Annotated in this window: 23 protein-coding genes and 1 other RNA gene; 3 read left to right on the top strand and 21 right to left on the bottom strand. The window is 45.4% G+C overall.

Annotated features, from left to right (window positions below; all coding sequences use genetic code 11):
• Positions 1–12 precede the first annotated feature (12 nt).
• The 9 genes from tcmP to A3849_RS06180 form a co-directional block, all read right to left on the bottom strand.
• Complete coding sequence (gene tcmP / locus A3849_RS06220; RefSeq protein WP_074110613.1) at positions 13–1287, bottom strand: three-Cys-motif partner protein TcmP; 1275 nt, start codon at positions 1285–1287, stop codon at positions 13–15.
• A 167-nt stretch (positions 1288–1454) separates the two neighbouring features.
• A complete protein-coding gene (locus tag A3849_RS06215) occupies positions 1455–3056 on the bottom strand; it encodes a recombinase family protein (RefSeq protein WP_074110612.1) in 1602 nt (533 codons plus the stop codon).
• 103 nt (positions 3057–3159) lie between these two features.
• Positions 3160–4008 carry a recombinase family protein gene (locus tag A3849_RS06210; RefSeq protein WP_074110611.1) on the bottom strand — a complete coding sequence of 283 codons (849 nt, stop codon included), beginning with the start codon at positions 4006–4008 and terminating at the stop codon, positions 3160–3162.
• A 244-nt stretch (positions 4009–4252) separates the two neighbouring features.
• Positions 4253–4405 carry a hypothetical protein gene (locus A3849_RS32755; protein WP_178382617.1) on the bottom strand — a complete coding sequence of 51 codons (153 nt, stop codon included), beginning with the start codon at positions 4403–4405 and terminating at the stop codon, positions 4253–4255.
• Positions 4406–4590: 185 nt separating this feature from the next.
• Positions 4591–5532, bottom strand: coding sequence for a copper amine oxidase N-terminal domain-containing protein (locus A3849_RS06205; RefSeq protein WP_074110610.1), 942 nt, complete (start codon positions 5530–5532; stop codon positions 4591–4593).
• Between the two features lie 37 nt (positions 5533–5569).
• Positions 5570–6034 carry a hypothetical protein gene (locus tag A3849_RS06200; RefSeq protein ID WP_074110609.1) on the bottom strand — a complete coding sequence of 155 codons (465 nt, stop codon included), beginning with the start codon at positions 6032–6034 and terminating at the stop codon, positions 5570–5572.
• Positions 6035–6047: 13 nt separating this feature from the next.
• Positions 6048–6383: a hypothetical protein gene (locus A3849_RS06195; RefSeq protein WP_074110608.1), complete on the bottom strand. Its 336-nt coding sequence runs from the start codon at positions 6381–6383 to the stop codon at positions 6048–6050.
• A 569-nt stretch (positions 6384–6952) separates the two neighbouring features.
• Positions 6953–7387 carry a tetratricopeptide repeat protein gene (locus A3849_RS06185; RefSeq protein ID WP_074110606.1) on the bottom strand — a complete coding sequence of 145 codons (435 nt, stop codon included), beginning with the start codon at positions 7385–7387 and terminating at the stop codon, positions 6953–6955.
• A gap of 18 nt (positions 7388–7405) precedes the next feature.
• A complete protein-coding gene (locus tag A3849_RS06180; RefSeq protein WP_143191750.1) occupies positions 7406–7648 on the bottom strand; it encodes a toxin-antitoxin system YwqK family antitoxin in 243 nt (80 codons plus the stop codon).
• Positions 7649–7813: 165 nt separating this feature from the next.
• Here A3849_RS06180 and A3849_RS06175 point away from each other — a divergent pair, with 165 nt between their 5' ends.
• The gene (locus A3849_RS06175; RefSeq protein WP_256700669.1) at positions 7814–8173 is read left to right on the top strand and encodes a helix-turn-helix domain-containing protein; all 360 of its coding nucleotides are present in this window, start codon (positions 7814–7816) and stop codon (positions 8171–8173) included.
• A gap of 120 nt (positions 8174–8293) precedes the next feature.
• On the opposite strand, the gene radC is transcribed toward A3849_RS06175, so the two are convergent.
• The gene (gene radC / locus A3849_RS06170; RefSeq protein WP_256700672.1) at positions 8294–8887 is read right to left on the bottom strand and encodes a RadC family protein; all 594 of its coding nucleotides are present in this window, start codon (positions 8885–8887) and stop codon (positions 8294–8296) included.
• A 310-nt stretch (positions 8888–9197) separates the two neighbouring features.
• Positions 9198–9416 (bottom strand): hypothetical protein, encoded by a 219-nt coding sequence (locus A3849_RS06165; protein ID WP_074110603.1) that lies wholly within the window; start codon positions 9414–9416, stop codon positions 9198–9200.
• A gap of 685 nt (positions 9417–10101) precedes the next feature.
• Here A3849_RS06165 and A3849_RS06160 point away from each other — a divergent pair.
• A complete protein-coding gene (locus A3849_RS06160; RefSeq protein ID WP_074110602.1) occupies positions 10102–10308 on the top strand; it encodes a helix-turn-helix domain-containing protein in 207 nt (68 codons plus the stop codon).
• Entirely contained in the window at positions 10301–13273 is a 2973-nt protein-coding gene (locus A3849_RS06155; RefSeq protein WP_074110601.1) for a hypothetical protein, read from the top strand. The genes A3849_RS06160 and A3849_RS06155 overlap by 8 nt, the downstream gene beginning before the upstream one ends.
• 162 nt (positions 13274–13435) lie before the next feature.
• On the opposite strand, the gene A3849_RS06150 is transcribed toward A3849_RS06155, so the two are convergent.
• The 10 genes from A3849_RS06150 to A3849_RS06105 form a co-directional block, all read right to left on the bottom strand.
• Entirely contained in the window at positions 13436–14206 is a 771-nt protein-coding gene (locus tag A3849_RS06150) for an Rpn family recombination-promoting nuclease/putative transposase (protein WP_074110600.1), read from the bottom strand.
• Between the two features lie 483 nt (positions 14207–14689).
• Positions 14690–15439, bottom strand: a complete 750-nt coding sequence (locus A3849_RS06145; RefSeq protein ID WP_074110599.1) for a DUF3800 domain-containing protein — start codon at positions 15437–15439, stop codon at positions 14690–14692.
• Between the two features lie 255 nt (positions 15440–15694).
• Positions 15695–16059, bottom strand: a transfer-messenger RNA (tmRNA) gene (ssrA, locus tag A3849_RS06140).
• A 194-nt stretch (positions 16060–16253) separates the two neighbouring features.
• Positions 16254–16733, bottom strand: a complete 480-nt coding sequence (smpB, locus tag A3849_RS06135) for an SsrA-binding protein SmpB (RefSeq protein WP_074088737.1) — start codon at positions 16731–16733, stop codon at positions 16254–16256.
• Between the two features lie 255 nt (positions 16734–16988).
• Positions 16989–19769: a ribonuclease R gene (gene rnr / locus A3849_RS06130; protein ID WP_074110667.1), complete on the bottom strand. Its 2781-nt coding sequence runs from the start codon at positions 19767–19769 to the stop codon at positions 16989–16991.
• Positions 19770–20120: 351 nt separating this feature from the next.
• Entirely contained in the window at positions 20121–20354 is a 234-nt protein-coding gene (gene secG / locus A3849_RS06125) for a preprotein translocase subunit SecG (RefSeq protein WP_074088735.1), read from the bottom strand.
• Between the two features lie 175 nt (positions 20355–20529).
• Positions 20530–21816 carry a phosphopyruvate hydratase gene (eno, locus tag A3849_RS06120; protein ID WP_036726271.1) on the bottom strand — a complete coding sequence of 429 codons (1287 nt, stop codon included), beginning with the start codon at positions 21814–21816 and terminating at the stop codon, positions 20530–20532.
• A gap of 66 nt (positions 21817–21882) precedes the next feature.
• On the bottom strand, positions 21883–23427 hold the full coding sequence (gpmI, locus tag A3849_RS06115) for a 2,3-bisphosphoglycerate-independent phosphoglycerate mutase (RefSeq protein ID WP_074110598.1): 1545 nt from the start codon (positions 23425–23427) through the stop codon (positions 21883–21885).
• Between the two features lie 2 nt (positions 23428–23429).
• Positions 23430–24185: a triose-phosphate isomerase gene (gene tpiA, locus A3849_RS06110; protein WP_074103415.1), complete on the bottom strand. Its 756-nt coding sequence runs from the start codon at positions 24183–24185 to the stop codon at positions 23430–23432.
• Between the two features lie 33 nt (positions 24186–24218).
• Positions 24219–25400 carry a phosphoglycerate kinase gene (locus A3849_RS06105; protein ID WP_074110597.1) on the bottom strand — a complete coding sequence of 394 codons (1182 nt, stop codon included), beginning with the start codon at positions 25398–25400 and terminating at the stop codon, positions 24219–24221.
• Between the last annotated feature and the right edge of the window lie 41 nt (positions 25401–25441).

Below are 25441 nucleotides of genomic sequence, written 5' to 3'. Positions count from 1 at the left end.
AAAAATTAGGATTTAAAATAAAGTGATTTGCTCAATAGTAGTGTATTCCCTAGGTTTATATCCAGCAGGAAATGAAGCCTTGATCTCCAGGTTATCAGCACTGGCACTTTTATAATTTGCAAATGATTGGCTAGAGCAATTAACATATATATTCTTTTTAAAGAGGTCCATACTAAAATCATAGATGCTTTTCTTATTTATCTTACTTCGAAATGGTAATGGTGAATTTTGCAGAAAAAAATCAATAACCTCTCCATAAGTAGTTACGTCATTATTAAATTTATTAATAAACTCCCCCACAAAATCATTATAAGAATATTGCTCCAGTTTGTTGGCTTCAGAGAAAAAGTCATCCGCCCAAAATGCCTTGTCAATATCATGCTTAAGTTGGTAATCCATTTCTATTTTTGGACGAAGTGAATCATATTCCACCATGGCATCTTTCATCTCTTTTAACCCGTCTCGACTTCTAGTTACAAATAACAGGTGAAAATAGATATTGGGATTGATATTACTATGGATGCGTTTTTTTAGAATATAAAGCGGAACAATGGAGTTTCTCCTCAGAGATAATTCATACATGTCAAGAATTTTATCTTCCAGTTTTTCAAAATTAAATCGCAATTTCGTATTCTTTAAAAATTTACTATCAGAACTTAACTTTATATATTCGCTAAGGTCCGGGGGAATTACATCCACTCCAAAAAATCTCTTTAATTCAGCATGACTACTTTTAATATTATAATTTCTTACAATAGAATAGCTCATAACATTAATTAAAACTTCATGTCGATTAACTGCTATAATTTTTTGGATATCACTCATTTGTACACCTTTGTAACCAAATGGATCAATAAAGTAAAGAGCAGGATCACGTTTGGTGAATCCAATCAATTTTTCAAGTTCTATATTAAACTGCCCATGGCGGTTAAATACTTTACCTGATCGATTCTCAAACCTATGAAAAAGTTCTTTTAATTTATCATTGTATTGTTCCTCGGTCTCAACTGTATGGATATTGAACTGCAGCCTGTTATTATAGTTCTGTTTGAACGACTCTTGTACTTTAAAAAGATTTTCGGTTGCGATTATCGGTGAGCCAGCCTCGCCGTCTCCAAATATACCTCTACCCGCAAAACAATCAACAAAATGACACTTTTCAATCTTGGTACCAAAGGATGCATTCATGAAGACATTCGCCCACCGTGTTAGATACCCAGTAAGTAGGGTGTGTTTAAGTATTGTTTGTATATCTTTTTGCTCAAAGTGCTTGTCTCCAACATTCATCAAAATACCTCCTTAATTAACACTCTGAGTTCCAAGAAAATACAATGCATCTCAATCAGATTTTACATAATTATCAAGGAAAATAATATTAAAAATCTCATTATTATTCATAACCAGGGCCCAAAATACGATTTTTTCATACTTTAAGCCCTGGTACTTATCAATTCTTATTCATATACATTGCTCAAGGTCTTTTTGTATAGCGTACGCTCCTCCAACTGTATATTGACCTCAATGTTGACTATTCCGCCTTCCCTCATAATCGTCACATTGGAGACAAACCTCTTCACCCACTCATTCATCATCTGCGGGCTCGGCGTTTCCTCATCCAATAAAGCAATCATCGTCTTAATGTCCTGCTGAAGCATCTGTAGGCTCTCCTGCGATACACTAAATGCCTGACTAGCTAATTGGTAATCGGCATGTTCTCTTCGTTTCTCCGTCAATTCTGAAGACATTTCGGCAATCATCTCCGCGTAATATGCTTTGCCACTGCCAGTTTGCAATTCCTGCTGCATCTGTTCAATCCGTTTCTCCAAGAAATTAATCTCAGCTTCCATGTTCGCTGCGGATACAATCTGGTGACGGTTAGCCTCATCATGATACTTACGAACCTCTTCCTCCAATTGATTATCGAATGTAAGCCGCAGTAACGCACTACGAAGCTTGTTGACGACGATCTGTTCAACACGATCTTTCCTCCAGCTTACATAGGGGCAGAACTCTTTGCCCTTCCGCATATAGCCACCGCAAACATAATATTTCTGACCTCCGTACTTCTTTGTCGTTGATGTTGAGTTGCCAACCATTCTTGACCCACACTTATCACAAGTAAAAATACCTCTGAGCCAAAATGGTGAAGCTGGCTTGACTTGATATGGATTATGAGTCACGCCGCCTCCGTTATGCCTCTTCTCGGAACGCTGCTGACAGAGCTTGAATAATTCTTCATTGATAATGGCCGGATGTGCATTCTCCGTAATGATCCATTCAGAGCGATCCCGCCACTTCTTCCCTTTGGTTTGATAGTCCTGCTTGTTCCATATTCTGCGGCCCAGGTACGATTCATTATGAATGATGGCTTGAATCGTACTGGCCGACCACTTCCCGCCTTTTTGCGTTGGAACATTACTCTCGTTCAGGAGCGAGGCTATTCGCTTGTAGCCCATCTCTTCATAGGCATACTGATTGAATATATAGCGGACTGTATCAATCTCTTCCCGTGGTCCAAGTACCCATACCGCTTTTGTCTTTTGGTTGCCGAGTGCGATATGTTCAGTACGATAAGCGTATGGAGGCGTACCACCATTGTTGTAACCTTGCTTAGCATTCTGTGTCATACCTTTACGGACTTCTACGGCCAGATTAGCATTGAAGAACTCCGAGATCACTTCCAGCATCCCCTCAAGCAGCATATCTTGCGGAGAATCAGCCTCTGTCTGTTCAACAACGGAGATCACCTTAACCCCGCATTGCTTCAGCAGAGCCTTGTAAAGCACATGATCTCCACGGTTACGTGAGAAGCGGTCAAACTTGTGTACAAGAATTGCTTCAAAAGAACGATTTGTACGTTTCGCCATTGCAATCATTCGCTGAAACTCCGGACGATCATCGGTCTTGGCAGACTTTCCTTTTTCGATGAATTCATTAACGATAGTCCAACCCTTAGTTTGGCAATATTGCTGCATAGCTTTGAGCTGGGCCGGGATTGATAATTCTTTCTCTGCTTGGCGTTCCGAAGATACACGTGCATATACGACTACTTTCATTACATTCAATCTCCTTTGTATAGATTATTTTGGGTACAAAAAAAGCAGGCACACCGTCAATGCGGCATACCTGCTGGGGACAAGCTATTCAATTGGATATTTCTTATTCGAACTTTGTGGGCCTACGAAGCTCCAAAACTGACTGAGCAGCATTCCAGAGCTTATCATCTATGATTGGGGGATGAGCATCTTTTACAACGATCCATTCAATCTCAGAATTTCTGGTGCCTTCTACAATGCATTTTTTATTCCATATACGATAGCCACGATAAGCTTGATTGCTAAGAATGGAAAGCACAGTTGAGGGAGTCCACCGTCTCCCACCAGCACCTATACGGTTCAGTTCACGCATAATGCGTTTTCCTCCCCAACCTTCAGCAGCCAACTCAAAAATAGTCTGAACAATTCCAACCTCTTCATTTGATCCCAGGCAATATGTGACTTTAACGCCTTCACGCTTCCGGCGATAGCCAAACGGAGCTCGCCCTCCACAATGATATCCCTGCACTGCATTCTCTCTCATGCCTTTGAGCGTCTCATGTCTGAGATTGACGTTATAAAACTCGCTGATAACCTCCAGCATCCCTTCCAATAAAACTCCATGCGGTGTATCTGGTTCTGTCGGCTCTGATGCTGAAGTCACGATAACGCCTTGTTTCTTCAACAACGCCTTGTAAATGACATGATCTGCACGACTCCGGCTAAAACGGTCAAACTTATGCACCAGGATCATCTGGAAGCCCTTATCGCTTTTCTGGGCGGCTGCGATCATCCTTTGGAATTCTGGACGGGCATCGGTTTTAGCCGATTTGGCTTCGTCAATGTATTCATCTACAACACTCCAACCTTTGTCCTCTGCGTATTTGATTAATGCTTCTCTCTGAGCCGGAATGGACAGCTCTTTATTGGCTTGTTGCTCACTGGACACTCTCAGATAAATAACTACATTCATGGTTAATTGGCCTCCTATGGCGATGTGGTGTTACGCAGATACCTCCAGAACGCAAATAAGAGCCAAGGGATAATCCCCTGACTCTGGTATAATGCTGAATATCATTCCTTTACTGCTTGATTGATCCTCTATTAATCAGTCCTTTCATCGTTGGATTATCTATATAATCAGCACAAGTTGTACTGGTACTTAATGGTACTGAAAAAGCCGCAATCCATAGGACCACGGCTTCTAAGACTACTTTCTATTCATAGAGCACTTTCTGAGCAAGAATGCTGAGAAGTCTTGCTTCATCCTTGCTGATATCCGGTTTGTTACTGGCATAGAAGTAAAGAGCCCGTCGAATCTCACGCAGTTCCTCTACATTTAAGTCTTCGGATAAGTTTTTAGTCCACATTTGGTTTCCTCCTCTCCTGTAGAGTATCTATGTAATCAGAAACTGAATAGCCTCTGCTGATTCATTATTACGCCTTTAATTGTTTTATTTACACAATATAAAAGCCCTTAACTGAAAAACTCAGTCAAGGGCTCAGAAACAAATTATGCTAAAGCTAATTAGCTTTGATACTTCAAGGAATTCATTTATTCCTTAAGAGCATCATTCATAAATTGAACAAACAATTTGTCCGAGAACAGAACAACCTTATTGTCCTTCGTCAGCATATAGAAGCTTTTGGCATCCACGCTTACATACGCAGTAGTCACATAATAATAGGGGTTACTGGCTCCAACGAAAAAGACATCAAATGCATAATACTTTTTGCCATTGATTATCTTTGTCTCATAACCATCTTCTATGTTCGGCTCCCGCGTGAGCAATGGGCGAACTTTGGCATCTAGTACCTTGAGCCCTTCAGCCTTGGAGAGACTCTCAAACGATGCGTCAAGAGTGACGGAATATATCTCACCAGTGTACTTGTCTATATAGTGGAAGAAATCATACTCATATTCGGATGTGCCACCTTGAAATGTATAGAATCTGAGTAGGTCAGTCCCTTTACTTTTGACGGTTACGCCGTTGCCCAGCAAGGATTTTACTTTCTTTAACGCTTCAGTCTCAGTAAGGGCAATTTCACTAGCTGCATGCTTGGGTTCGATAGCGACCACTTTCCATGCTTCTTTCCAGGCAGTATCAACAATCAGCCCTTTACTCAGGAGCTGCAGGGGTACCATGGTCGTATTGTTAATGGTCTGCGGCGGCACATCAAGTGTAAGCTTTTTCCCGTTTACATAAGCCGTCTTTTGACCCAATGTAAAAGTGACCTCGTTGGACCCATACTTGATCTTGATAGGCTTCTTAGCGGACTGGAACTGCAAAGTGGCTTTCAAAGCGACACTGACTGGATTGATCGCTACCATGACTCGCCCATTTTTCATTGCAGCAAGCTTGTCCTGCTTAAGATAATCGCCGTTTACCATAACCTTGATGGTTTGTGTAGGATCGGCATGCACATGACCACCTGTACCGATTGAGGCCAGAATCAAACATAATACTAACATCATCTGAATTGCTCTTTTATTCATTTCGTTACCTCCAAGTATAATAGGAACAGATATTGCATTAGAATCTGCTCATGACCGGAACAATGATTTCACTCTTTCTGGAGCCGAAGTAATCCACGAGTCCATCGTAGAATTTGTCTGATATCCCTACGGCCTCCTGAAGAGTCCAGATTTTTTGGATGAATTCAGCTTTACCGATTTCTCTGATCAAGTAATTCATTAAATGAATGACAAATCCGTTGCTCGCTTCTGCAATTTTCTCCATGTGTTTAAATTTGATCTCAAAATACGGAATGATTAAAAGAGCTGCCCCAACACCGCCAAACGAATCCGCGTTAAAGCCATTGAGCGTGCTTCGAATTTGATTCTTTTGTTCCGTATGCAATCGAAAGCTTCCGATACACGTACAGATCATATCTCCAATTCGTTTATTCAGTTTCGCGTCGCCGTCTTCGGCCATATGAGAAAAAATAATCTTATCTGTCTCATTCTCAACCAATGAACCCAGTTTACTTATCTGCATGTTTGACTTCCTTTCAGTGGTTCATCTTCCTGATTATATCTTCGACCATATCTGATAGTTCGATGCTCTGCCTCAAGGACAACTGCATCTGAGCAGACAATTCAGTGACAACATGTGCAAAAAGCAAGGATTCTTGTGAACCGCCATAACGCCTAATATGCTGCACTATACTATCCAATAACTTGTCATCATCCCCTATTGTCGCAAGATAGAAGAGTGCCCCTGCACCCAATGTGCCGTTAGAACAGCCAAGACATTGAAGCGTAAAAAAGATAGCTCCGCTGACTTCGAGATACACCTCATGGGGAAGCATGTTGCATAATTGCTTAATTTTATCCATTACCAGCACGTTGAAAGACTCCTTCAACAGGTCGATTAATTCTTTTGATACAGCTCGATCAGTCTATCAATTTGTGCGTATGCCTCCGTTATCAACGTGTCAGGAAACTGACGCTTCAACAGCATAACCTGAATCACCGATGCCACCGTTTTAATAAGATGCTTCTGCCACTGCAAACTTGAGGTCGATACCTCGAATTCCATTCTGGATGATGGATAGCTTGCTCCATGCTGGGAAGTGATGAACGTTTTAACGCATATCGCTTTCTCTGGGACGTTATTAAATTCTTTCTGACAAATGTAACAGTGAACCATATGTTCCCGTGTTCCTGACGTAGTGTGCCTATGGCGATTGGACGGTGTAAAATAGTCAGCCGTTGTCCATACAGCATAATGAGGGCATGGAGATTCAGGCGGGACCTCCTTGAAGCATTTGACGCATTGTGCTGTATAGGGGGTATTAGGCTGATAATCAAAAACATCTCCTTCAAAAACAGGAAATCCACATTTACGACAATAGCCGTCGAACCGAGAAACCATAAGCATGTTCAGGACACCTCTCTGTTATGAACGAATCCATTATCCTAGAAGCGATGCAGCCTTGTTCATGCATAACCTGTTGTATTCCTCTTGAGTATCCGGTGCTATTGTTATATGCCCGTATTTTTTCGAGCCAAACCGCCCGAAGTATGGATCAATAGAGCAGCGGTAATTTTCTGCAATCGCTTTTTCCTCTACTGAAGCTGCTAGAGGATCGCAGAAGGCATGGCCCATATGTCGCAGATTATCAATGTCCATGGTGCCCATTAAGTTAATACATTTTTTGTAGCAATTTATTGAGTTCTGATATTGACCGAGTATGTAATAGATTTTCCCAAGGTTCTTGAAAGGCTCCGGTTCACTTTTGATCCAGTACACAACTACCAAATAACATTTCAAAGATTCCTCATATTTTCCGTTACGCTTATGTTGCAGTCCTTGCTGCATTAAGTTGACCGCAGTTTGAACATCCATCTTCCATACCTCCAGCTATTATTCAAAAAATGGTCTTCCGTCTTTAAACATTCCTTTGTGGCACAATCTCCCATCACTGAAGTAGGACGTTCCGTGTCCGTTAAAGTCACCGTCCTTAAGTTCACCTTCATACATCAAAATCCCATTCGTTTCCCAATATACTTTGCCTGTTCCGTGATAAATTCCATCTTTAAACTCACCGACATATCTGACACGACCGCTGGGATAATATTCAGTGCCTAAACCATTTTGCAGCGACATATTGATTTCCTCCCTCCAAGTTGCACGTTCATAAGCAGTAACCACATAAGCATACAAAATGTGCCAATATACGTCAATGCTTATGGTTGTAATATAATAATTCTTGAAGTCCGTTACTGTTTCTTTCACTTTCCACTACATTCGTGAAAGGAAGGGAATGGTCGCATGGATGATAAAATAGATTACAAGCTCATTGGAACTTGTGTACGCGAAGAGCGATTAAAATACAACCTGACTCAGGAAAAGCTTGCGGAGAGCGTAGGGATATCAGCTTCCTACCTGGGTTTGCTAGAGCGTGGGGAGCGTATTCTCTCTGTCGAGACCCTGGTGAGATTGTCCATTGCTCTGAATGTTTCTACCGACACCTTGCTTAAAGCAACGCTGGACAGTGTGGAAAGAGATGGCTTCGCCCTTCAATTCGCATTACTAACAAATGGTTTGGATGATCCTCAAAAACAAATGGTCTTAGATGTTGTAAAGGCCATGTTGCCACACTTCAAACAGGGGCAACACAACAACGACTAAGAATAAACATCAAAGCCCTTTATACGGAGGGGTCGCCATGATAGGCTGATGCCTTATCGCCGTGAATCATGGCGACAGAGGCTCCGTGTCAAGGGCGGCTCAAACGTAGCAGTGAAGGTGCTACATCAGGCCACGCTCTTTCATTGAGCAGTAATTCTCATTAGCGATGATTAGATGATCCAAGAGCTGCACTCCCATAATCTCTCCTGCGTTCACCAGACGTTCTGTAAGAGCAATATCCTCCCGTGAAGGTGTTGGGTCACCTGAAGGATGGTTATGAACGGCTATGATCGCAGCAGAGCTTCTTTTAACAGCGGCTTTATAGACCTCGCGTGGATGGACAATAGCTGAATCCAGTGATCCAATAGCAATAGTCTCTTTACCTATGACTCTGTTCTTCGTATTAAGAAAGAGCACTACGAAATGCTCCCGTTGCAAGTAGGCGAGCTCCGGCATCATGAGGTCTGCTGCATCTTTAGGAGAGCATATGGTATATACCTCTTGGGTTGGTGCGTTCAAGATACGTGCCAGTTGCAGAGCAGATATGATCTGGAGGGCTTTAGATTTGCCTACCCCTTTAATGGTTAGCAGTTCGTGTTCATCTACATCTAATAGTTCAGGCAGAGTCGTATAGCGGCTGAATAATTGCTTCATTACATATCCCTCTGATTTTTCGCAGAGTGTATCAGCTAGTAGGGCTTTCAGAGTATTCATTTGATATGATTGCATGTCGATTGACCTCCATATGGTTAAAATGCAAACAGAAGAGACCGTAGCGGCCTCTCCTGCTTGTGGACGAACTATATTTTTGGTAAGCTTATGATAAGTTTGAATTACTTGGTGTGCTCCTTCTGTGGGCCACCTTTTTTTGTTTGGTTAATCTTCATTTGGTGCAGGACAGATTGAACGAGCAATCGCATGTACTTACGGCCTTCAGGAGAATCAAGATAAGGTGGAGCCTTTGTCTTCGTCTTACCCGATGATGGATGATACATAATGTTCTCCTTTCGTAATAAAGATCAAATCAGGCTTTGTTAAGCTTTTGTAGATGTCTTTGCAACTGTTGAGCGAAATACTTCTCAAAGTAACGCCGCATGTAGTAAGCAGCATGTTCTTCCTCCAGTTTCCAGCACCGGATAAAGTACGTGTACAGCACAGTGCCAGCCATACGAATGTGGCCGTTCATGACCAACTGTCGCATCAGCATGGTTATGTCTTCTGGAAGACCTTGTTTTTTGATCATTGTTATCACCTCCTTTCAAGAGTGCTCCCTTCTATAGACTGCCTCAGCTTCCACCCTATTCCCCAGAATTGGGGAGAAGGTATGAAGCGTCACATCTGAAGAAGTTTCCGATAAATTTATCGTAAAGCCTCTAATCCCCCTCGGTTAAGCCCAACTCTAAAGTCACATATTTCACCTTCCTCTTATTCGCTGCAAACAGAACAACACAAATGGATCTGTATCATTAAGTACATGGACGCAGATTACAAATGACACCCCCCGGGCAATAATTCTCAATAGGCCCTTCTTTATAATTATCCTGGAGGAGTCAGGAAATTTTCTTTATTTTTGATTCCTTGATACGCTTTATCATCAGGTATATTGAGAAAAAACAGCACAAAAAAAACCATTTCTCCAAAACGGAAAAACGGCTTATTTTTGTGTGAATTTATTATATTTTACCAAAACCCCTATAGTATTAAGCTTTTCGTGAAGTATATGCTATTTATCCATTTGGACATGTGTAATGGCTACTTTTAATCGGTAATATTCCTTTAAGCATGTCCAATGCCACCTTCTGTAATCTTCCTCAAATCAGTTTTATTTTTTCACTAAATATTAAAAAAGCCCCAGACAACCGGTAATAGAAACGGCGAGGCGGTCAATGACCGTACTCGCCATTTCTTTTATTGGAGGGAATCTACTAATGATCAATTTACAACAACTGAAACAACTCCGCAAGGCCCGTCAAATCAGCAATCTGCTGGGCTTCTCCAGTGCCAATGCTTATTGGCGGATGGAGCATGGGCTTACTCCGCTTAAGGCAGATCATCTTCATGTGCTAGCCAAGCACCTTCATTGCTCTCTCGATTCATTTTTCCTGAACGAAGAAGAAGGTGACAACAATGAATAATACTGCCGTCATCAATCCTACACCTATTCAACGTAACATTCACATTAATATTCATGACAAAGATTATGATGTGAAACCTAGCAGCATTGTAATTGGTCAACGGAAGAATCGTAAAACAGGCAATTCAGAATCGGTTACCGCTGTGACAACGATAAATAATGAGATTTTTCTTCCAAAGAACAATCGTATTCTGTCCTGTAATGAATTCGTCGATTTGGTTACTCGAAGAGGGCATGCCTTTACTCCATCCGTATTCGGCAAGGCAAATCCAGATAAGAATCAAGACGGAGGCCTCAGCAGAAAACAAGAATGCGTATCAGAACTTGCTCTTCTTGCTGTTGATTTTGATAACGATCCGAAGACCGTAGAATCACATGGATACGTTACCTGGGAGGATATACTCCAGCGTGCTCAACGAAAAGGGATCAATGTCTGGCTCATCTATCCCTCGTTTAGCTACTCAGAGGCCCGGCATAAGTTCCGTTTGGTATGCAAGCTTGATACACCAATAACCGATTGGCGTGCTGCCAAAGCGGCCATTCTTGCATTTAACGGCATTTTTCCCGAAGCGGATAAGGCCTGTAAAAGTTTGGGACAAGTATTCTTCGGCTGCAACGCTGGCCCTCTATATCGTAATGACTCCGCCTTTTTGGATGTTGAGCATATCTTTCAGCTATTTTTTGGCCAACGCAATCATGATAAGCATGACAACCGTGCCCGTGATCTAAAGGCATATTGTAAAGCCTGTGGCGTTCAAATGGGACGATACTTGCCAATGATCGCTTCTCTCTCCGATATTAATATTAAAAAAGATGACGGTTCCGACGCGAATGTATATATATATCAATACAATCGCGGCCAAAACGTCAAAAAACTCAGTTTTACATGCGATGTGTCTGAAGATGATATGCGATACGGAAAAAAGAGAGCTGCAACAAGCTCATGCATTTTACAAGAAACCAAACCGCACGGGCAAAAAAGGGGCCAGAGACAGTCTAACAATCATTATACGATGAAGGAAATCCGCGACTATAGCTTCGATGAAGCAAGTATGCATTGCCGATTGCTTAGGGAAGCAATTTCCGGCTCCCATTGGTTAACCCAAACAGAACTATGTCTGATGCTCTCCAATCTCATGTACATCCGTAGCGGCATGACAAAAATGGATCAGATTCTGCATTCACGAGATGGGCGAAATGAGCGACTTGAGAACGACTCTTTTGTTGATGGCTCATATGAAATCTCGGATCGCAAATATCAATTCTGCGATGGGGGTACTACACACATCCAGTTCCGCAATCAAGGAATGAGTCCTTGGAGCTGCGAGTCCCGTTGCCCTTTCTTTCATCAATGCGGAACTAAACGGATTCTGAACGCGGGTAAAGGTGGCAAACTATTTGTTACAAGAATGAGCAACGATGAGACAGTCTCACTATCGGATACACGTGGGCAATTACCCGATGTGTATCGTGAGGCTTTAGCTTCAGATTCTCTTTTCAATGCAATAAGAGTTGATGTTGGTACGGGGAAGACCTACACGATGCAAGATGTGATGATTGAGGAAGCCGCAAATGGAAAGCGTGTCATTTACGCCGCCTCTACCTACCTTCTTGGATGTCAGACGGAAACTGATCTTCGTGATAAATTAGATAGATATTCTATTGCGAATGTTGCCGTTTACCGATTTGCGGATATTCGCACTCACCTACCAGAAGACCTTAAGTCGAAAACTGAATTCCTTTATCGTGTAGGAGCTTATGAGAAAGCAGCAGCACAAATCCGTGATTGGATAAATAAAGAGTACACCTTGTGTATGCAGGTTGAGGAGGGCAAATGGACGACCAAGGCAAAAGATATCATCGCCTATAAACAGAGTACAGAAGCATTAAGAGACTCTGGAACGACTAATTGCATCATCATACTCACACATGCCAGATATGTAAACTGCAAAAACGTTAAAGCTGACGTGGCATTTATTGATGAAGATATATTGATGAAATCCCTGATAAGAGTTCAAGACTTCAAATTATTTGATCTTAAGAAACTTTCGGATAAAGCAAAAGAGCACACCCTAAAGGGAGCGGAATCATTAGAACACCTAGTTTCATTAGTAGAAGGTTCATCAACAGATATGACCATCCCCATGCCTTCTGTTCACTATCATGGAATTGCTGACGATCTGCTAGAGCTCATAAGCAGTAAGAAAGCAATTGTCGATTCAAAAGTGATCGACTTCCTGACTCGTGACACAGAGGCCTTTCAGAAGTCTAGTTATCATGGTGATAATACAATCTTCTTTGCATCCAAACAGGAGTTGCCAAAGATAAAAACGATCATTGCATCTGCCACAATCAATCAGATCGTTTACGAGAGATTCTTTGGTGATCCTCTACGTATTTGGAATCTTCCTTTGACGGAACTTCAAGGTCGATTGCTCCAGTATCCTTCTGAAGGCTTTTCTAACAATACTGTACTCAAATCATATATGCGAAACGAAGACAGCAATAAAATCGTGAATGACTTTAAGTCATACTGTGAAGGGAAGAATGTCATTTGTACTAAAGAGGTTGCCAAATTGGCCAACAACGCTGGAATCCAGTTCAACCTTATCGGCACGTATGGAAGCTTAGAGGGGCTCAACTCTTATTCAGGCGTTGATATTGTTCTCTTCGGAATGCTGCATCAGCCACCCGTTGTATATTCTCTCTTCGCTTATGTATTGAACCAACGGACAGGTATTGGTGATTCATTTGAGAAGACCGCCGCTATTATCGAACGTAACAATTTCAGATTTTCATATAACGCTATGTCAGATGATCCCTTGTTACGAGAAATCCAATTTTATCATCTGGAGGAGCCCTTGATTCAGGCTGTTGGGAGAGCTCGTTTGGTATTGCCTGAAAACAAGAATACCACAGTAACGGTGTATTCCAACCTTCCGCTACCTCCGGCCATTATACAATAACCATCAACAGAAATGCCGAAGCTCTTAATAGATAAAAAGATACACAGTGAAGAGGAGGAGATGCAAGCCAACGATAGTCCTGAAGGGGATGAAGAGTAGCGTAACGCGAGGCATCTGTAATAACAAAAGGGAGCACCCTCACATTGGATACTCCCTCATTGTTTACTTTCTCAAAGCATTAATCTCTTGCTCTGTTAATCCAGTAGCCTTAGCAATCGTCTTGATATCCAGATTCATGGCAAGCATATTTTTAGCCACTTTCTTTATACCTGCTAGTTCTGCACTTCCCAGCATAGAAGCCTCATCATGCAAATATTTCTGTCTGGCCTCATACAACCGTCTAGCATCCGAATCCTGACTCAGATATTGCAGGGTATCCATGGCCTTTTCTAAACCCGGTTCATTCATCTTCAGCACCTCCCATTGTGATGTATCGGCACCCTTTAAGAACAACAGCCAATTGATTAATCCGCCTTCAGACGGAACTGTACGTTCATCCAGCTTCGGTAGCTCCAGGAAATGGACCTCAATGTCATCAATCAAGGATATCCCTGTCCGGTCTTCCCGCAGATGAAATATGTTATGATATTGCTCATTCTTCAAGAACGAATAGTTTAAAATATTGATCGTCACGCATTTCTTCAACTCTGGATATTTATCGCCCTCACTGAGTTGACTCGCATACCGTTTGCTCCAATAAAAGAGCGTTCGTTTCTCTTTATCGTACTTATTAAACAGTTGCATCTCTATATCAATCAGTTTGCCTTCAGAGGTCTTGGCGTAAACATCAAAGATGGATTGTTTGTCGAGCGGATCATCTTTATCCGTATAGGGATTCATCAGAATGATCTCAGTCAGCGGCGGCTCGCCAGCTTCCATAAAAATACGGTTGAGAAAAGCCATCAGCTCATCCTTGTTATTCTCGCAGTCAATGTCCGTTTAGAATCACATGCGGTCCCAGTAAAATCAATCGACAATGACTTCTTGGGTTATCTAATATAAATTGCAAACATACGTAGAAATGCTTAATAAAACTGCCTTTTTAATGCATAGTTCATAGTGGAAGCACTTTTAGGAAAATAAGAATATAAGAATATTTGAAGACTTTAGAAATTGACATACAGAGGATGCGAGCAGAAGAAAAAATAACGCCGAAGGGGTTGTACTTATAACTGATTACGTTGTAATTAGAATGTCCATCTTTATAAACCAATTCGTACTCTGAAATTAAAATAAGACCAGCACGAGGCAGCTCCTAGACAGAACCACAACACCAGTCTTCAAATTAATTATACATCTATAAGTTATAAAGTCAAGATTAAAGTCAAGAAGAAATGAGACCAGCACAAGGCAGCCCCTAGACAGAACCACAACGCCAGTCTCATTATATTCATACCCGTTATTCTTTAAAATATACTATTTGCCAATCAATAATCTCATGGGTATTTTATATATCCCATGCAGATTTTGCCCCCCATTAGGCGAAGGTACTAGACAAGTGCGGCTTTGAACAATTGAATAAAGATGGGCAATCCATGTACTAAATGGAGTTGCGGGAGTGTCACCGACACAAAGCTCATGATATTTTCTAATTATACCTGCACAAAGATCAGCTAATTGTATACTTTCTTCAACACGTGAACTCACGAAAAATGCCGATTCTACAATAGACGTGCAGTCATTACCTTCATTTGATCTAAATAGATAATTTTTCATTTTATGAGAAATAAGCATGTCATTACCTTCATCTTGTGAATCAAAACTAACTATACATTTTTTTCCTCGCATGTATGAATAGCCATTGATTCTTTGTAAAAGAAATCTGTAATGATTAGGAAAGCTAACCTTTTCCACTTGTAATAATTCTTCGGGATGTTCCATAACAATTGCAAAAACCTTTAAATTTAATATGTTGTTAAGCACTTCATTTATGACTCGATCTGCAAAAATCTTGTTGTTTGTATTACGGGTTAATGATTTAGGCTTGAGAACATTAACAGCTTTCAACTCCACATCATGTCGCCCAAAAAGATCCATTTTAATATTATACATACGTAGCATAATATTTCTCACTTCATCTTTTGGTATACAAACTGCAGCAAGCACAGGGTGCTTTGTTTCGTCATTTGGATGTGGAAATCCGCTTTCATCAATATATGCTAACAACAAAAAACCTCCTTTTTTCGACTAATTTAATAATACTACGAGCAAATTATTTTAAAAGAATCTCAAGAAATATTCATTGGTTACGTGGCGGCCAAAACCTTCTGTCTCCGTATAGCCTCAGTGAAACTCACTGTATCCATTAACAGCAAGCCCCCGAAACCGCGTCACAGCAAGCCTTTTAACCACCACGTATAGTCCAAAACAGCCGCTAAAACGAAAAAAGACACCAGTTAAGGTGTCTTTCACTGATACTCCATATGGAGCCGAGGGGAGTCGAACCCCTGTCCGAAGATAACGGCACATAAGTTTCTACGAGTGTAGTCACAGTTTTGATGTCACCCGAGTATCGCCCCGTAACCGGCTATACGTTGGGTCAGCCTGATTATCTTCTTCTGCTGACCCCAGGCGGAGACCAGACAGCGTATCCCACTACTTGTTAGCCCCTATCCCTGTCACATGGGCGATGCAGGGTAGAAGCACGCACACAGGTTATTAAGCTGCGAAAGCGTAGTTGTTTTGTTGTTTGCCGTTTAATAGGCTTTAGCGTTGATGAAGCGGACGCGTCCCCACTACTCGCTGCTCATGCTCGAACTACCCCCGTCGAATCCAAGAACGGCCCCTCATTAGAAAGGGCGCTTCGGATCAAGCGGATCTTCTAGCAAGAGAGATCCAATCCACAGCCTCTAAGATTAGAGGACTGTCACGAAGCAAAAATCTTACTTACACAGTATAGCACACTTATCAACACTTTAACACGTGGGTTAAAGGAATTGAAGGGTAGATCTGGAACTCCAGGAAGAGCCGCACCATCGGCTTATCTGGCGATCTTTTGTTTCTCACGCAGCGCACGCGCGATGTCGCGTTGAGCGTCTTTTTTGGCGGCGGTGTCGCGTTTGTCGTATTGCTTCTTCCCTTTACCCAGGCCGATCAGCAGCTTCGCGTAGCCATTGCGCACATACACCTTCAGCGGCACAATCGAGTAGCCATCCTGCTTGGACAGACCGAGCAGCTTGCTAATCTGCACCTTATGCATCAGCAGCTTGCGTGTGCGTGTCGGGTCCGTCGGGTTATTGCGGTTCCCCTGTTCAAAAGGGCTGATGTGCATGTTGTGCACATGAATCTCGCCGTTCCGAATGGTGGCAAAGGCATCGCCAATGTTAGCGCGGCCATTCCGCAGCGACTTAATTTCCGTACCGGTCAGCACTAAGCCAGCTTCATAAGTGTCCTCGATAAAATAATCATGGGAAGCTTTTTTGTTCTGGGCGAGCACTTTCCCGTCTGCTTTTTTACCCATGAAAGTCACCCCTTGAATCGAATTTCCCGTTTGCACGGAGTCAAATGTCAGATCTATATTGTATCAAAAGCGGTCACACGAACGCAAGGAAGGATGATCCTCTCCTGTGCGGACACAGATCAGGCGATTGTACCAAGATCGCTAATGGAACAAATTGCACCAAGGATCATTAGTTGTGCGAAGCATATCAATACTTATCTTAAAAAAAAGCGCTGCTTCCCCTCACAGGAAGCAGCGCCTTATATCGTATTCAGCTTACTCTTGCGTTTTTTTCTTTTTCTTGCGGCGGCCACTGCCCTCAGGACTGCCGCTTTTGTCGCTCTGCTCCGCGTTGCCCGGTGTCACGGAAGGGCTGATGAAGACGCTGCCCTTCTTTTTCTTCTTGCGGCGGCTCTTGCCTTCGCCGCCGCTGCTGCGGCCCTCGGCCGCCGGCCCGCTGCCGAGATCCTCGCGGCTGCGGAACCGCGTGCTGGCGTCCACGCCGCGCAGCTCGCTGCCCTGCTCTGCTCCGCCGGTAGGGGCGCCATAGCCGCCCTTGCCAGAGCCGAAGCCGAAGCTGATGCCGCGTCCCCCGGCACCGCCTCCGGCCTCTCCGCCGCGGCCACGCCCGCCGCCGCGCTTGCCGCGTCCGCCAGCCGGCGCACCGCCGCTGGCTTCTTCCGCTGCGCGCGGCCCTTCCCCGGCGCGAGCTACCGCGCCGGGCTTGCCCTTGCCGGCGTGCGCTGCGCCGCCGGTTTTGCCCTTGCCCGCGCCGCCAGCGCTGCCGGGCTTCCCTTTACCTGCGGCGCGCCCCTTGCCGCCGCCGGCTTTGCCACCAAGCGGCTTGGCGAAGCCGCCGCCTGCTCGGCCGCCCTTACCGCCACGACCGCCATAGCTGCGGTGCTCGCCCGCAGCGCGCGGCTTCATGTCGACCAGCTCGAAGTCGATCGTATGGTCGTCCATGTTGACCTTGGCGACACGGATCTTCACCTCGTCGCCAATGCGGAACACCTTCGAGGTGCGCTCCCCGATAAGCGCCATATGGGCTTCGTCGAAGTGGTAGTAATCATCGCTAAGCGCGCTGAGGCGGATCAGGCCTTCGACGGTATTCTCCAGCTCGATGAACATGCCGAAGCTGGTGACACTGCTGACCATGGCATCGAATTCCTCGCCAACCTTGTCCTGCATGTACTCAGCCTTCTTCAACTGTTCCGTATCACGCTCAGCTTCTACGGCCACACGCTCGCGTTCCGAAGATTGCTGGGCGATTTCCGGCATCCTACTGGAGAGATATTCATGACGCTTCTCTGTGAGCGCCCCGCCATTCTCGATGACCTCACGCATGACGCGGTGAATGACAAGATCGGGATAACGGCGGATCGGCGATGTGAAGTGGGAGTAAAACTCGGCTGCCAGTCCGAAATGGCCTGTGCTCTCCGCATCATACTTCGCCTGCTTCATAGAGCGCAGCATCATGGTACTGATGACGGTCTGCTCCTTCGTCCCTTGAATCTGTTCCAGCAGATCCTGAAGGGCGCGGGGATGTACCGAATTACCCCGGCCTTTGACATGATAGCCAAAGTTCGCCGCGAAGGCCATGAAGTTCTGCAGCTTCTCCGGGTCCGGATCTTCGTGGATCCGGTATAGGAATGGCACCTTCAGCCAGTGGAAATGCTCAGCCACAGTCTCATTGGCCGCCAGCATGAATTCCTCGATAATCTGCTCAGCCACGGAACGCTCGCGTTTCACGATATCTATGGCCTTGCCGCTCTCATCGACGATAATCTTGCTCTCTTCAAAGTCGAAATCAACCGCCCCGCGCCGCATCCGGGCATCCCGCAGCTTCATCGCCAGTTCTTTCATCAGACGGAAATCGTCGATCAGCGGACTGTAGCGCTCCAGAAGCTCGGGATCTTCGTCTTCGACGATTTTGCGGACATCAGAGTACGTCATTCTCTCTTTGGTGCGGATCACGCTCGTAAAGACATCATGCTTCACGACCTTCATATGCTCGTCGAACTCCATCTCACAGGACATCGTCAGCCGGTCCACCTTGGGATTCAAACTGCAGATACCGTTTGACAGGCGATGCGGCAGCATCGGAATCACCCGGTCGACCAGATACACGCTGCAGCCACGGTCAAAAGCCTCTTTGTCCAGCTCAGACCCCTCACGTACGTAATAACCAACATCAGCGATATGCACACCCAGCTTGTAGTGCCCATTCTCCAGACGAGACACGTTCACCGCATCATCCAAATCCTTAGCGTCTGCTCCGTCGATGGTGACAATGTTCAGACCGCGCAGATCGCGGCGTCCCTGCTGGATGATCTCGTCCTCTGTAATCGAATCCGGGGCCTGCTCCGCTTCATGCATCACTTCACCCGGAAAAGCCTCCGGCAGCTGATGCTTGCGGATTACCGACAGAATATCCACACCCGGGTCATCCTTATGCCCCAGAATCTCAATGATTTCTCCCTCAGCCGCTGCCCGGCCCTCCGGGTAATTCACAATACGGACTACAACCTTTTCACCGTCAACCGCACCTTTGAAGGACTGCTTCGGAATAAAAATATCCCGGTTAATCCGCTTGTCATCCGGCAGCACAAAGCCATACGTCTCCAGGCTCTGGAACACACCGACGGTTTGCAGCACCCCTCTTTTGACGATCCGCACGACTTCGCCTTCCATACGCCCGCCAGACGGACTGCGTGATGTAATGCGAACCAGCACGATATCGCCGTTCATCGCACCCTTCAGGTCATTGGCATTAATATAGATATCGGGATGATCGCGGTCATCGGGGATGAGAAAAGCAAACCCCTTGGCGTGTGCCTGCACACGTCCGCGTACCATATCCATACGCTCAGGCACCCCGTAACGGGCATTGCGGGTCAGAATCATTCTTCCATCCTGCTCCAGCGAGAGCAGTAAATCCTCGAATGCTTTGAACGACTCGCTCTCCTCTAACGCGAAATGGCTCACCAGTTCGTCATATGTGAGCGGTTTATAAGCGGTCTCCCGCATGAAATCCAGTAATTGTTCCTGTGTTATCAATTTCGTCACCTCGGCCCTCCGCAGCATTCGTATGCCGCTGGCATATATGTATGTCTTGTCCTCTATTGCCTGTGCGTATTCCAGTAATTTTACCTTTATATACTCATACCCTAGTATACACGAAATCAATCCCCGGCATCCCTTTTATGATCAACCGACAGTTAACACAGCACAAAATTTTCTAAACCACAAAAATTATATATTCTAAAACAACCCCGCAAAGCATACCTGGGCATTGAAGCTTACTCAGGTACTTTGCGGGGCCCCTTTTATCGTATACATTCTAGGCTCCTAACAAAAAAGCCTCCGCCCCATTCCATATAGAATAGAGCGAAGGCTTCTGTTAGTAATCTAGTCTACCAGAACGGCCACAAGGATCGACATAATGAAGAATCCTGCTGCCAGTCCAACCGTTACACGCTGCAGTACGAGCTCCATACCGCGTGCTTTTGTTTTACCGAAGAGATGCTCAGCACCGCCGGAGATGGCACCGGAAAGACCTGCGCTTTTCCCTTTTTGCAGAAGAACGACCGCAATTAGACCGACGGAAAAAATCAGGAGCACTACTTTCAAAAAGATATCCATTCACTTCCACCTCCTACGTCCAAGCATCACTATCTATGCTAATTTGGGATTCACGTTTCATAAACAGCATTTTAATTTTATCATAGCCAAGATGCGAATACAACCAATTGAGACCAGATAGGCAAAAAAAGCCTGCCGGAATCGGCAGGCTCTGTATACCAGTGCTCAAAAGGAATTATCTTTTGAGGTTGTAGAAGGATTTCAGGCCGTTGTATTGAGCCAATTCGCCCAGTTCATCTTCGATGCGAAGCAACTGGTTGTATTTAGCAACACGGTCTGTACGGGAAGGAGCACCTGTTTTGATCTGACCAGCGTTAGTTGCAACAGCGATGTCAGCGATTGTGCTATCTTCGGATTCACCGGAACGGTGGGAGATTACTGCTGTGTAACCAGCACGTTTAGCCATTTCGATAGCATCGAAAGTTTCAGTCAGTGTACCAATCTGGTTAACCTTAACCAGGATGGAGTTACCAATACCTTTTTCAATACCAGTTGCCAGACGCTCAGTGTTCGTAACGAACAAGTCATCACCAACCAATTGGACTTTGTCTCCCAATTTTTCAGTAAGCAATTTCCAGCCATCCCAATCGTCTTCGGACATACCGTCTTCGATGGTGATGATTGGGTACTTCTCAACCCATGAAGCAAGCAGGTCAACATACTCAGCGGAAGTGTAAGATTTACCTTCGCCAGCAAGTGTGTATTTACCGTCTTTGTAGAACTCAGTGGAAGCTACGTCCATACCGAGGAATACGTCAACGCCTGGTTTGTAACCGGCTTTTTCGATAGCTTCGATGATTGTAGTGATTGCTTCTTCATTCGAACCAAGGTTCGGTGCGAAGCCGCCTTCGTCGCCTACAGCTGTGTTCAGGCCTTTGGATTGCAGTACGGATTTCAGGTTGTGGAAGATTTCTGCACCAGTACGAAGAGCTTCTTTGAAGCTTGGAGCACCTACAGGAAGAACCATGAACTCTTGAACGTCGATGTTGTTGTCTGCATGCTCACCACCATTGATGATGTTCATCATTGGTACTGGAAGAGTTTTAGCATTGAATCCGCCCAGATATACGTACAAAGGAATGTCCAAAGCTGTTGCTGCAGCGCGGGCTACGGCCATGGATACTGCCAGGATTGCGTTAGCGCCCAGCTTGCCTTTGTTAGGAGTTCCGTCCAAAGTGATCATCAATTTGTCGATGCCCACTTGGTCAAGAGCGTCCATACCGATTACTTCTGGAGCAATAATTTCATTTACGTTCTCAACAGCTTTCAGAACGCCTTTGCCCATGTAACGGGATTTATCGCCATCACGAAGCTCTACAGCTTCATGAGCGCCTGTGGAAGCGCCGGAAGGAACGATAGCGCGGCCTTTAGCGCCGGATTCCAGATAAACATCAACCTCTACAGTAGGGTTACCGCGGGAGTCAAGGACTTCGCGAGCATATACATCAGAAATAATAGTCATGTAAGTTAATCTCCTTTTAACATAGGTTATAGTCTTGCAGGTCTTACAGGTCTGGCAGGGTACTGACTATTTGCGGCTGGCAATCATGGACTGTCCGGTCATTTCCGCAGGTTGCGGAAGTCCCATCAGATCTAAGATCGTTGGTGCCACGTCTGCGAGAATACCGGATTCGCGCAGTACAACATTTTCGGTGGTTACAATGAAAGGAACCGGGTTGGTAGTATGTGCCGTGAACGGACGACCATTCTCGTCAAACACCATATCCGCATTACCGTGGTCGGCAATGATGATGGCAACGCCACCTTTGGCTACAACTGCATCCACAACCTTACCCACACATTCATCCGTTACTTCTACAGCCTTGATGGTTGGCTCCAGCATACCGGAGTGTCCTACCATGTCAGGGTTCGCAAAGTTCAGGATAATAGCATCTTGTCTGTCTGCTTCGATCTCCGCTACGCAGGCCGCCGCCACTTCGTATGCGCTCATCTCAGGCTGAAGATCATAGGTTGCCACTTTTGGCGAGTTAATCAGGATACGGGTTTCGCCAGGAAGCTCTTCATCGCGTCCACCGCTGAAGAAGAAGGTTACGTGCGGATACTTCTCAGTTTCCGCGATACGCAGCTGCTTCTTGTTCTGCTGTACAAGCACTTCACCCAGTGTATTGTCCAAGTTCTTAGGCGAATATGCCACATAGCCCTGAACAGTCTCACTGAATGTAGTCAAACATACGAAATGCAAGTTCTGCGGGAACAACGGACCCCGGTCGAAGCCGCGGAAATCCGAATTCGTGAATACCTGGGACAGCTGAATCGCACGGTCCGGGCGGAAGTTGAGGAACACGACGGAATCGCCGCTCTCAACAGTCGCTGTCGGTTTACCTTCGCTGTCTACAATTACGCTAGGCTCAACAAATTCATCATACACAGAGTTCTGGTAAGATCCAGTAATCGCCTGCAGGGCATCTGTATATTTCGGGCCTTCCCCATAAACCATAGCGCGGTAAGCCTTCTCTACACGTTCCCAGCGTTTGTCACGGTCCATCGCGAAATACCGTCCGGAAACCGTAGCAATCTTGCCTACACCCACTTCGTCAATCTTGGCGATCAGCTCCTGAACGAACTTCTGTCCGCTGTCAGGAGGAACGTCTCGGCCATCCATGAAAGCATGAATATACACTTCGTGCATATCTTCTTTTTTGGCCAGATCGAGCATAGCAAACAGGTGTTTGATATGGCTGTGCACCCCTCCGTCGGATACAAGCGCATACAGGTGAAGCTTCTTGCCGGTTGATTTGGCGCTTCTTACAGCGGCAACCAGTGTTTCGTTCTCAAAGAATTCCCCATCACGTATCGACTTGTCGATACGGGTCAGGTCCTGGTATACGATCCGGCCGGCACCGATGTTAAGGTGACCCACTTCGGAGTTCCCCATCTGTCCTTCCGGCAACCCTACAGCTTCACCGCAAGCGGTAAGTGTGGTGTTCGGATACTGCTTCAGGTAACGGTCATAGTTCGGCTTGTTGGCTTGGGCAACAGCGTTGCCTTCAGTCGTATTACGCAGACCGAAACCATCCATGATGATCAAAGCAACGGGTTTTGGTGCTGACATCCTTACTTCGCCCCCTCAACCAATGAAACGAACGAAGCAGGCTGCAGGCTGGCACCGCCGACGAGCGCGCCGTCGATGTCACTCTGACTCATGTACTCCGTAACATTCTCAGGCTTCACACTGCCACCGTATTGGATACGCACTGCTTCAGCAGTCGCTTCATCGTACAGGTCTTTTACAAGCGTACGGATGTAAGCAATAACTTCATTGGCATCCTGGGAAGTAGAGGATTTACCTGTTCCGATAGCCCAGATTGGCTCATAGGCAATAACTACACTTGCAGCCTGCTCTGCGCTAAGGCCGGCAAATGCGCCTTCGGTTTGGACTTTGCAAACATCTTTTGTCTGGTTAGCTTCGCGCTCTTCGAGCTTTTCGCCTACACATACAATTGGAGTGATGCCGTGGCGGAAAGCCGCATGCATCTTCTTGTTCACGATTTCGTCTGTCTCGCCAAAGTATGCACGGCGTTCAGAGTGGCCGATGATCACATAATCTACGCCAAGGTCCTTCAGCATTACACCGCTGATTTCGCCTGTGTAGGCTCCGTTATCTTCGAAGTGCAGATTCTGTGCGCCAATCTTAATGCTGGTACCTTTGGCTGCTGCAACCAGTGCCGGCAGGTTCGTGAATGGTGCGCAGATTACAGTTTCTACGCCTTTCACTTCTGCTTGGCCTTTGACTTCAGCGAAAAAGCCTTCCGCTTCGGAAACGGTTTTGAACATCTTCCAGTTCCCGGCGATGATAGGTGTTCTGCTCATAGTAATGGAATGCCTCCTTCTACCTTCTACGTCTTACTTGTCGTTCAGTGCTTCTACGCCAGGAAGTGCCTTGCCTTCCATGAACTCGAGTGATGCGCCGCCGCCAGTGGAGATGTGGTCCATTTGGTCAGCCAGGTGGAATTTCTCTGCCGCTGCTGCGGAATCACCGCCGCCGATGATCGTATAACCTTCGGTTGTTGCACAAGCCTGAGCTACAGCCTTAGTTCCTTCAGCAAAGATGTCGATTTCGAACACGCCCATAGGTCCGTTCCAAACAACCAGCTTAGAGTTCTTGATCACATCAGCATAGAGTTCGCGAGTCTTAGGACCGATGTCCAGCCCCATCCAGCCTGCCGGGATTTCATTGATGTCTACTACCTTGGTATTCGCGTCTGCGCCGAACTTGTCAGCTACAACAACGTCTACCGGCAGCAGGAAGTTCTTGCCAAGTTTTTTAGCTTTTTCGATAAATCCGAGCGAAGCTTCGAGCTTCTCGTTATCTACCAGGGATTCGCCGATTTCGAAGCCTTGAGCTTTGGTGAAGGTGTAAGAAAGGCCGCCGCCGATCAATACGTTGTCAGCCAGAGTCAGCAGGTTGTCGATAACGTCGATTTTGTCTTTAACTTTAGATCCGCCGATGATGGCAGTGAAAGGACGTTCAGGGTTCGAAAGGGCTTTGCCCAGAACGGACAATTCTTTCTCCATCAGAAGACCGGATACTGCAGGCAGGAAGTGGGCGATACCTTCTGTCGAAGCATGTGCACGGTGAGCCGCGCCGAATGCGTCGTTGACGAACAGATCAGCCAGTTCTGCGAACTGCTTAGCCAGTTCAGGATCGTTCTTTTCTTCACCTTTATAGAAACGTACGTTTTCAAGCACAAGCACGTCGCCTTCGTTCATTTCAGCGATTTGCGCTTTTACTGCATCGCCAACCGCTTCATCAGCCTTGGCTACCGGTTTGCCGAGAAGCTCGGACAGACGGACAGCAGCGGATGTCAAACGCATGGAATCGACGAATTCACCTTTAGGACGGCCCATATGGCTGGCCAGAATGACCTTTGCACCGTTCTCGATCAGGTATTTAATTGTTGGAAGGGTTTCGCGGATACGGGTATCATCAGTGATTTTACCGTCTTCCACTGGCACGTTGAAATCCACACGCACGAATACGCGTTTGCCTTTTACTTCTACATCACGGACACTTTTTTTGTTCATGATTAACATTTCCTCCACACCCAAAATTGGTTCGTTCACGA

Origin of the sequence: Paenibacillus sp. P46E (genome assembly GCF_001909095.1) — a bacterium.
GTDB classification, from domain to species: Bacteria; Bacillota; Bacilli; order Paenibacillales; family Paenibacillaceae; genus Paenibacillus_AQ; species Paenibacillus_AQ helianthi.
Note: the sequence above shows the minus strand (reverse complement) of the source record. Positions and strands in the feature narration are given on the sequence as shown.

Coding starts and splice junctions, on each gene's coding strand:
- tcmP (WP_074110613.1), bottom strand. CDS start 1,287: ATGAATGTTGGAGACAAGCACTTTGAGCAAAAAGATATACAAACAATA.
- A3849_RS06215 (WP_074110612.1), bottom strand. CDS start 3,056: ATGAAAGTAGTCGTATATGCACGTGTATCTTCGGAACGCCAAGCAGAG.
- A3849_RS06210 (WP_074110611.1), bottom strand. CDS start 4,008: ATGAATGTAGTTATTTATCTGAGAGTGTCCAGTGAGCAACAAGCCAAT.
- A3849_RS32755 (WP_178382617.1), bottom strand. CDS start 4,405: ATGTGGACTAAAAACTTATCCGAAGACTTAAATGTAGAGGAACTGCGT.
- A3849_RS06205 (WP_074110610.1), bottom strand. CDS start 5,532: ATGAATAAAAGAGCAATTCAGATGATGTTAGTATTATGTTTGATTCTG.
- A3849_RS06200 (WP_074110609.1), bottom strand. CDS start 6,034: ATGCAGATAAGTAAACTGGGTTCATTGGTTGAGAATGAGACAGATAAG.
- A3849_RS06185 (WP_074110606.1), bottom strand. CDS start 7,387: ATGGATGTTCAAACTGCGGTCAACTTAATGCAGCAAGGACTGCAACAT.
- A3849_RS06180 (WP_143191750.1), bottom strand. CDS start 7,648: ATGTCGCTGCAAAATGGTTTAGGCACTGAATATTATCCCAGCGGTCGT.
- A3849_RS06175 (WP_256700669.1), top strand. CDS start 7,814: ATGGATGATAAAATAGATTACAAGCTCATTGGAACTTGTGTACGCGAA.
- radC (WP_256700672.1), bottom strand. CDS start 8,887: ATGAATACTCTGAAAGCCCTACTAGCTGATACACTCTGCGAAAAATCA.
- A3849_RS06165 (WP_074110603.1), bottom strand. CDS start 9,416: ATGATCAAAAAACAAGGTCTTCCAGAAGACATAACCATGCTGATGCGA.
- A3849_RS06160 (WP_074110602.1), top strand. CDS start 10,102: ATGATCAATTTACAACAACTGAAACAACTCCGCAAGGCCCGTCAAATC.
- A3849_RS06155 (WP_074110601.1), top strand. CDS start 10,301: ATGAATAATACTGCCGTCATCAATCCTACACCTATTCAACGTAACATT.
- smpB (WP_074088737.1), bottom strand. CDS start 16,733: ATGGGTAAAAAAGCAGACGGGAAAGTGCTCGCCCAGAACAAAAAAGCT.
- secG (WP_074088735.1), bottom strand. CDS start 20,354: ATGGATATCTTTTTGAAAGTAGTGCTCCTGATTTTTTCCGTCGGTCTA.
- eno (WP_036726271.1), bottom strand. CDS start 21,816: ATGACTATTATTTCTGATGTATATGCTCGCGAAGTCCTTGACTCCCGC.
- gpmI (WP_074110598.1), bottom strand. CDS start 23,427: ATGTCAGCACCAAAACCCGTTGCTTTGATCATCATGGATGGTTTCGGT.
- tpiA (WP_074103415.1), bottom strand. CDS start 24,185: ATGAGCAGAACACCTATCATCGCCGGGAACTGGAAGATGTTCAAAACC.
- A3849_RS06105 (WP_074110597.1), bottom strand. CDS start 25,400: ATGAACAAAAAAAGTGTCCGTGATGTAGAAGTAAAAGGCAAACGCGTA.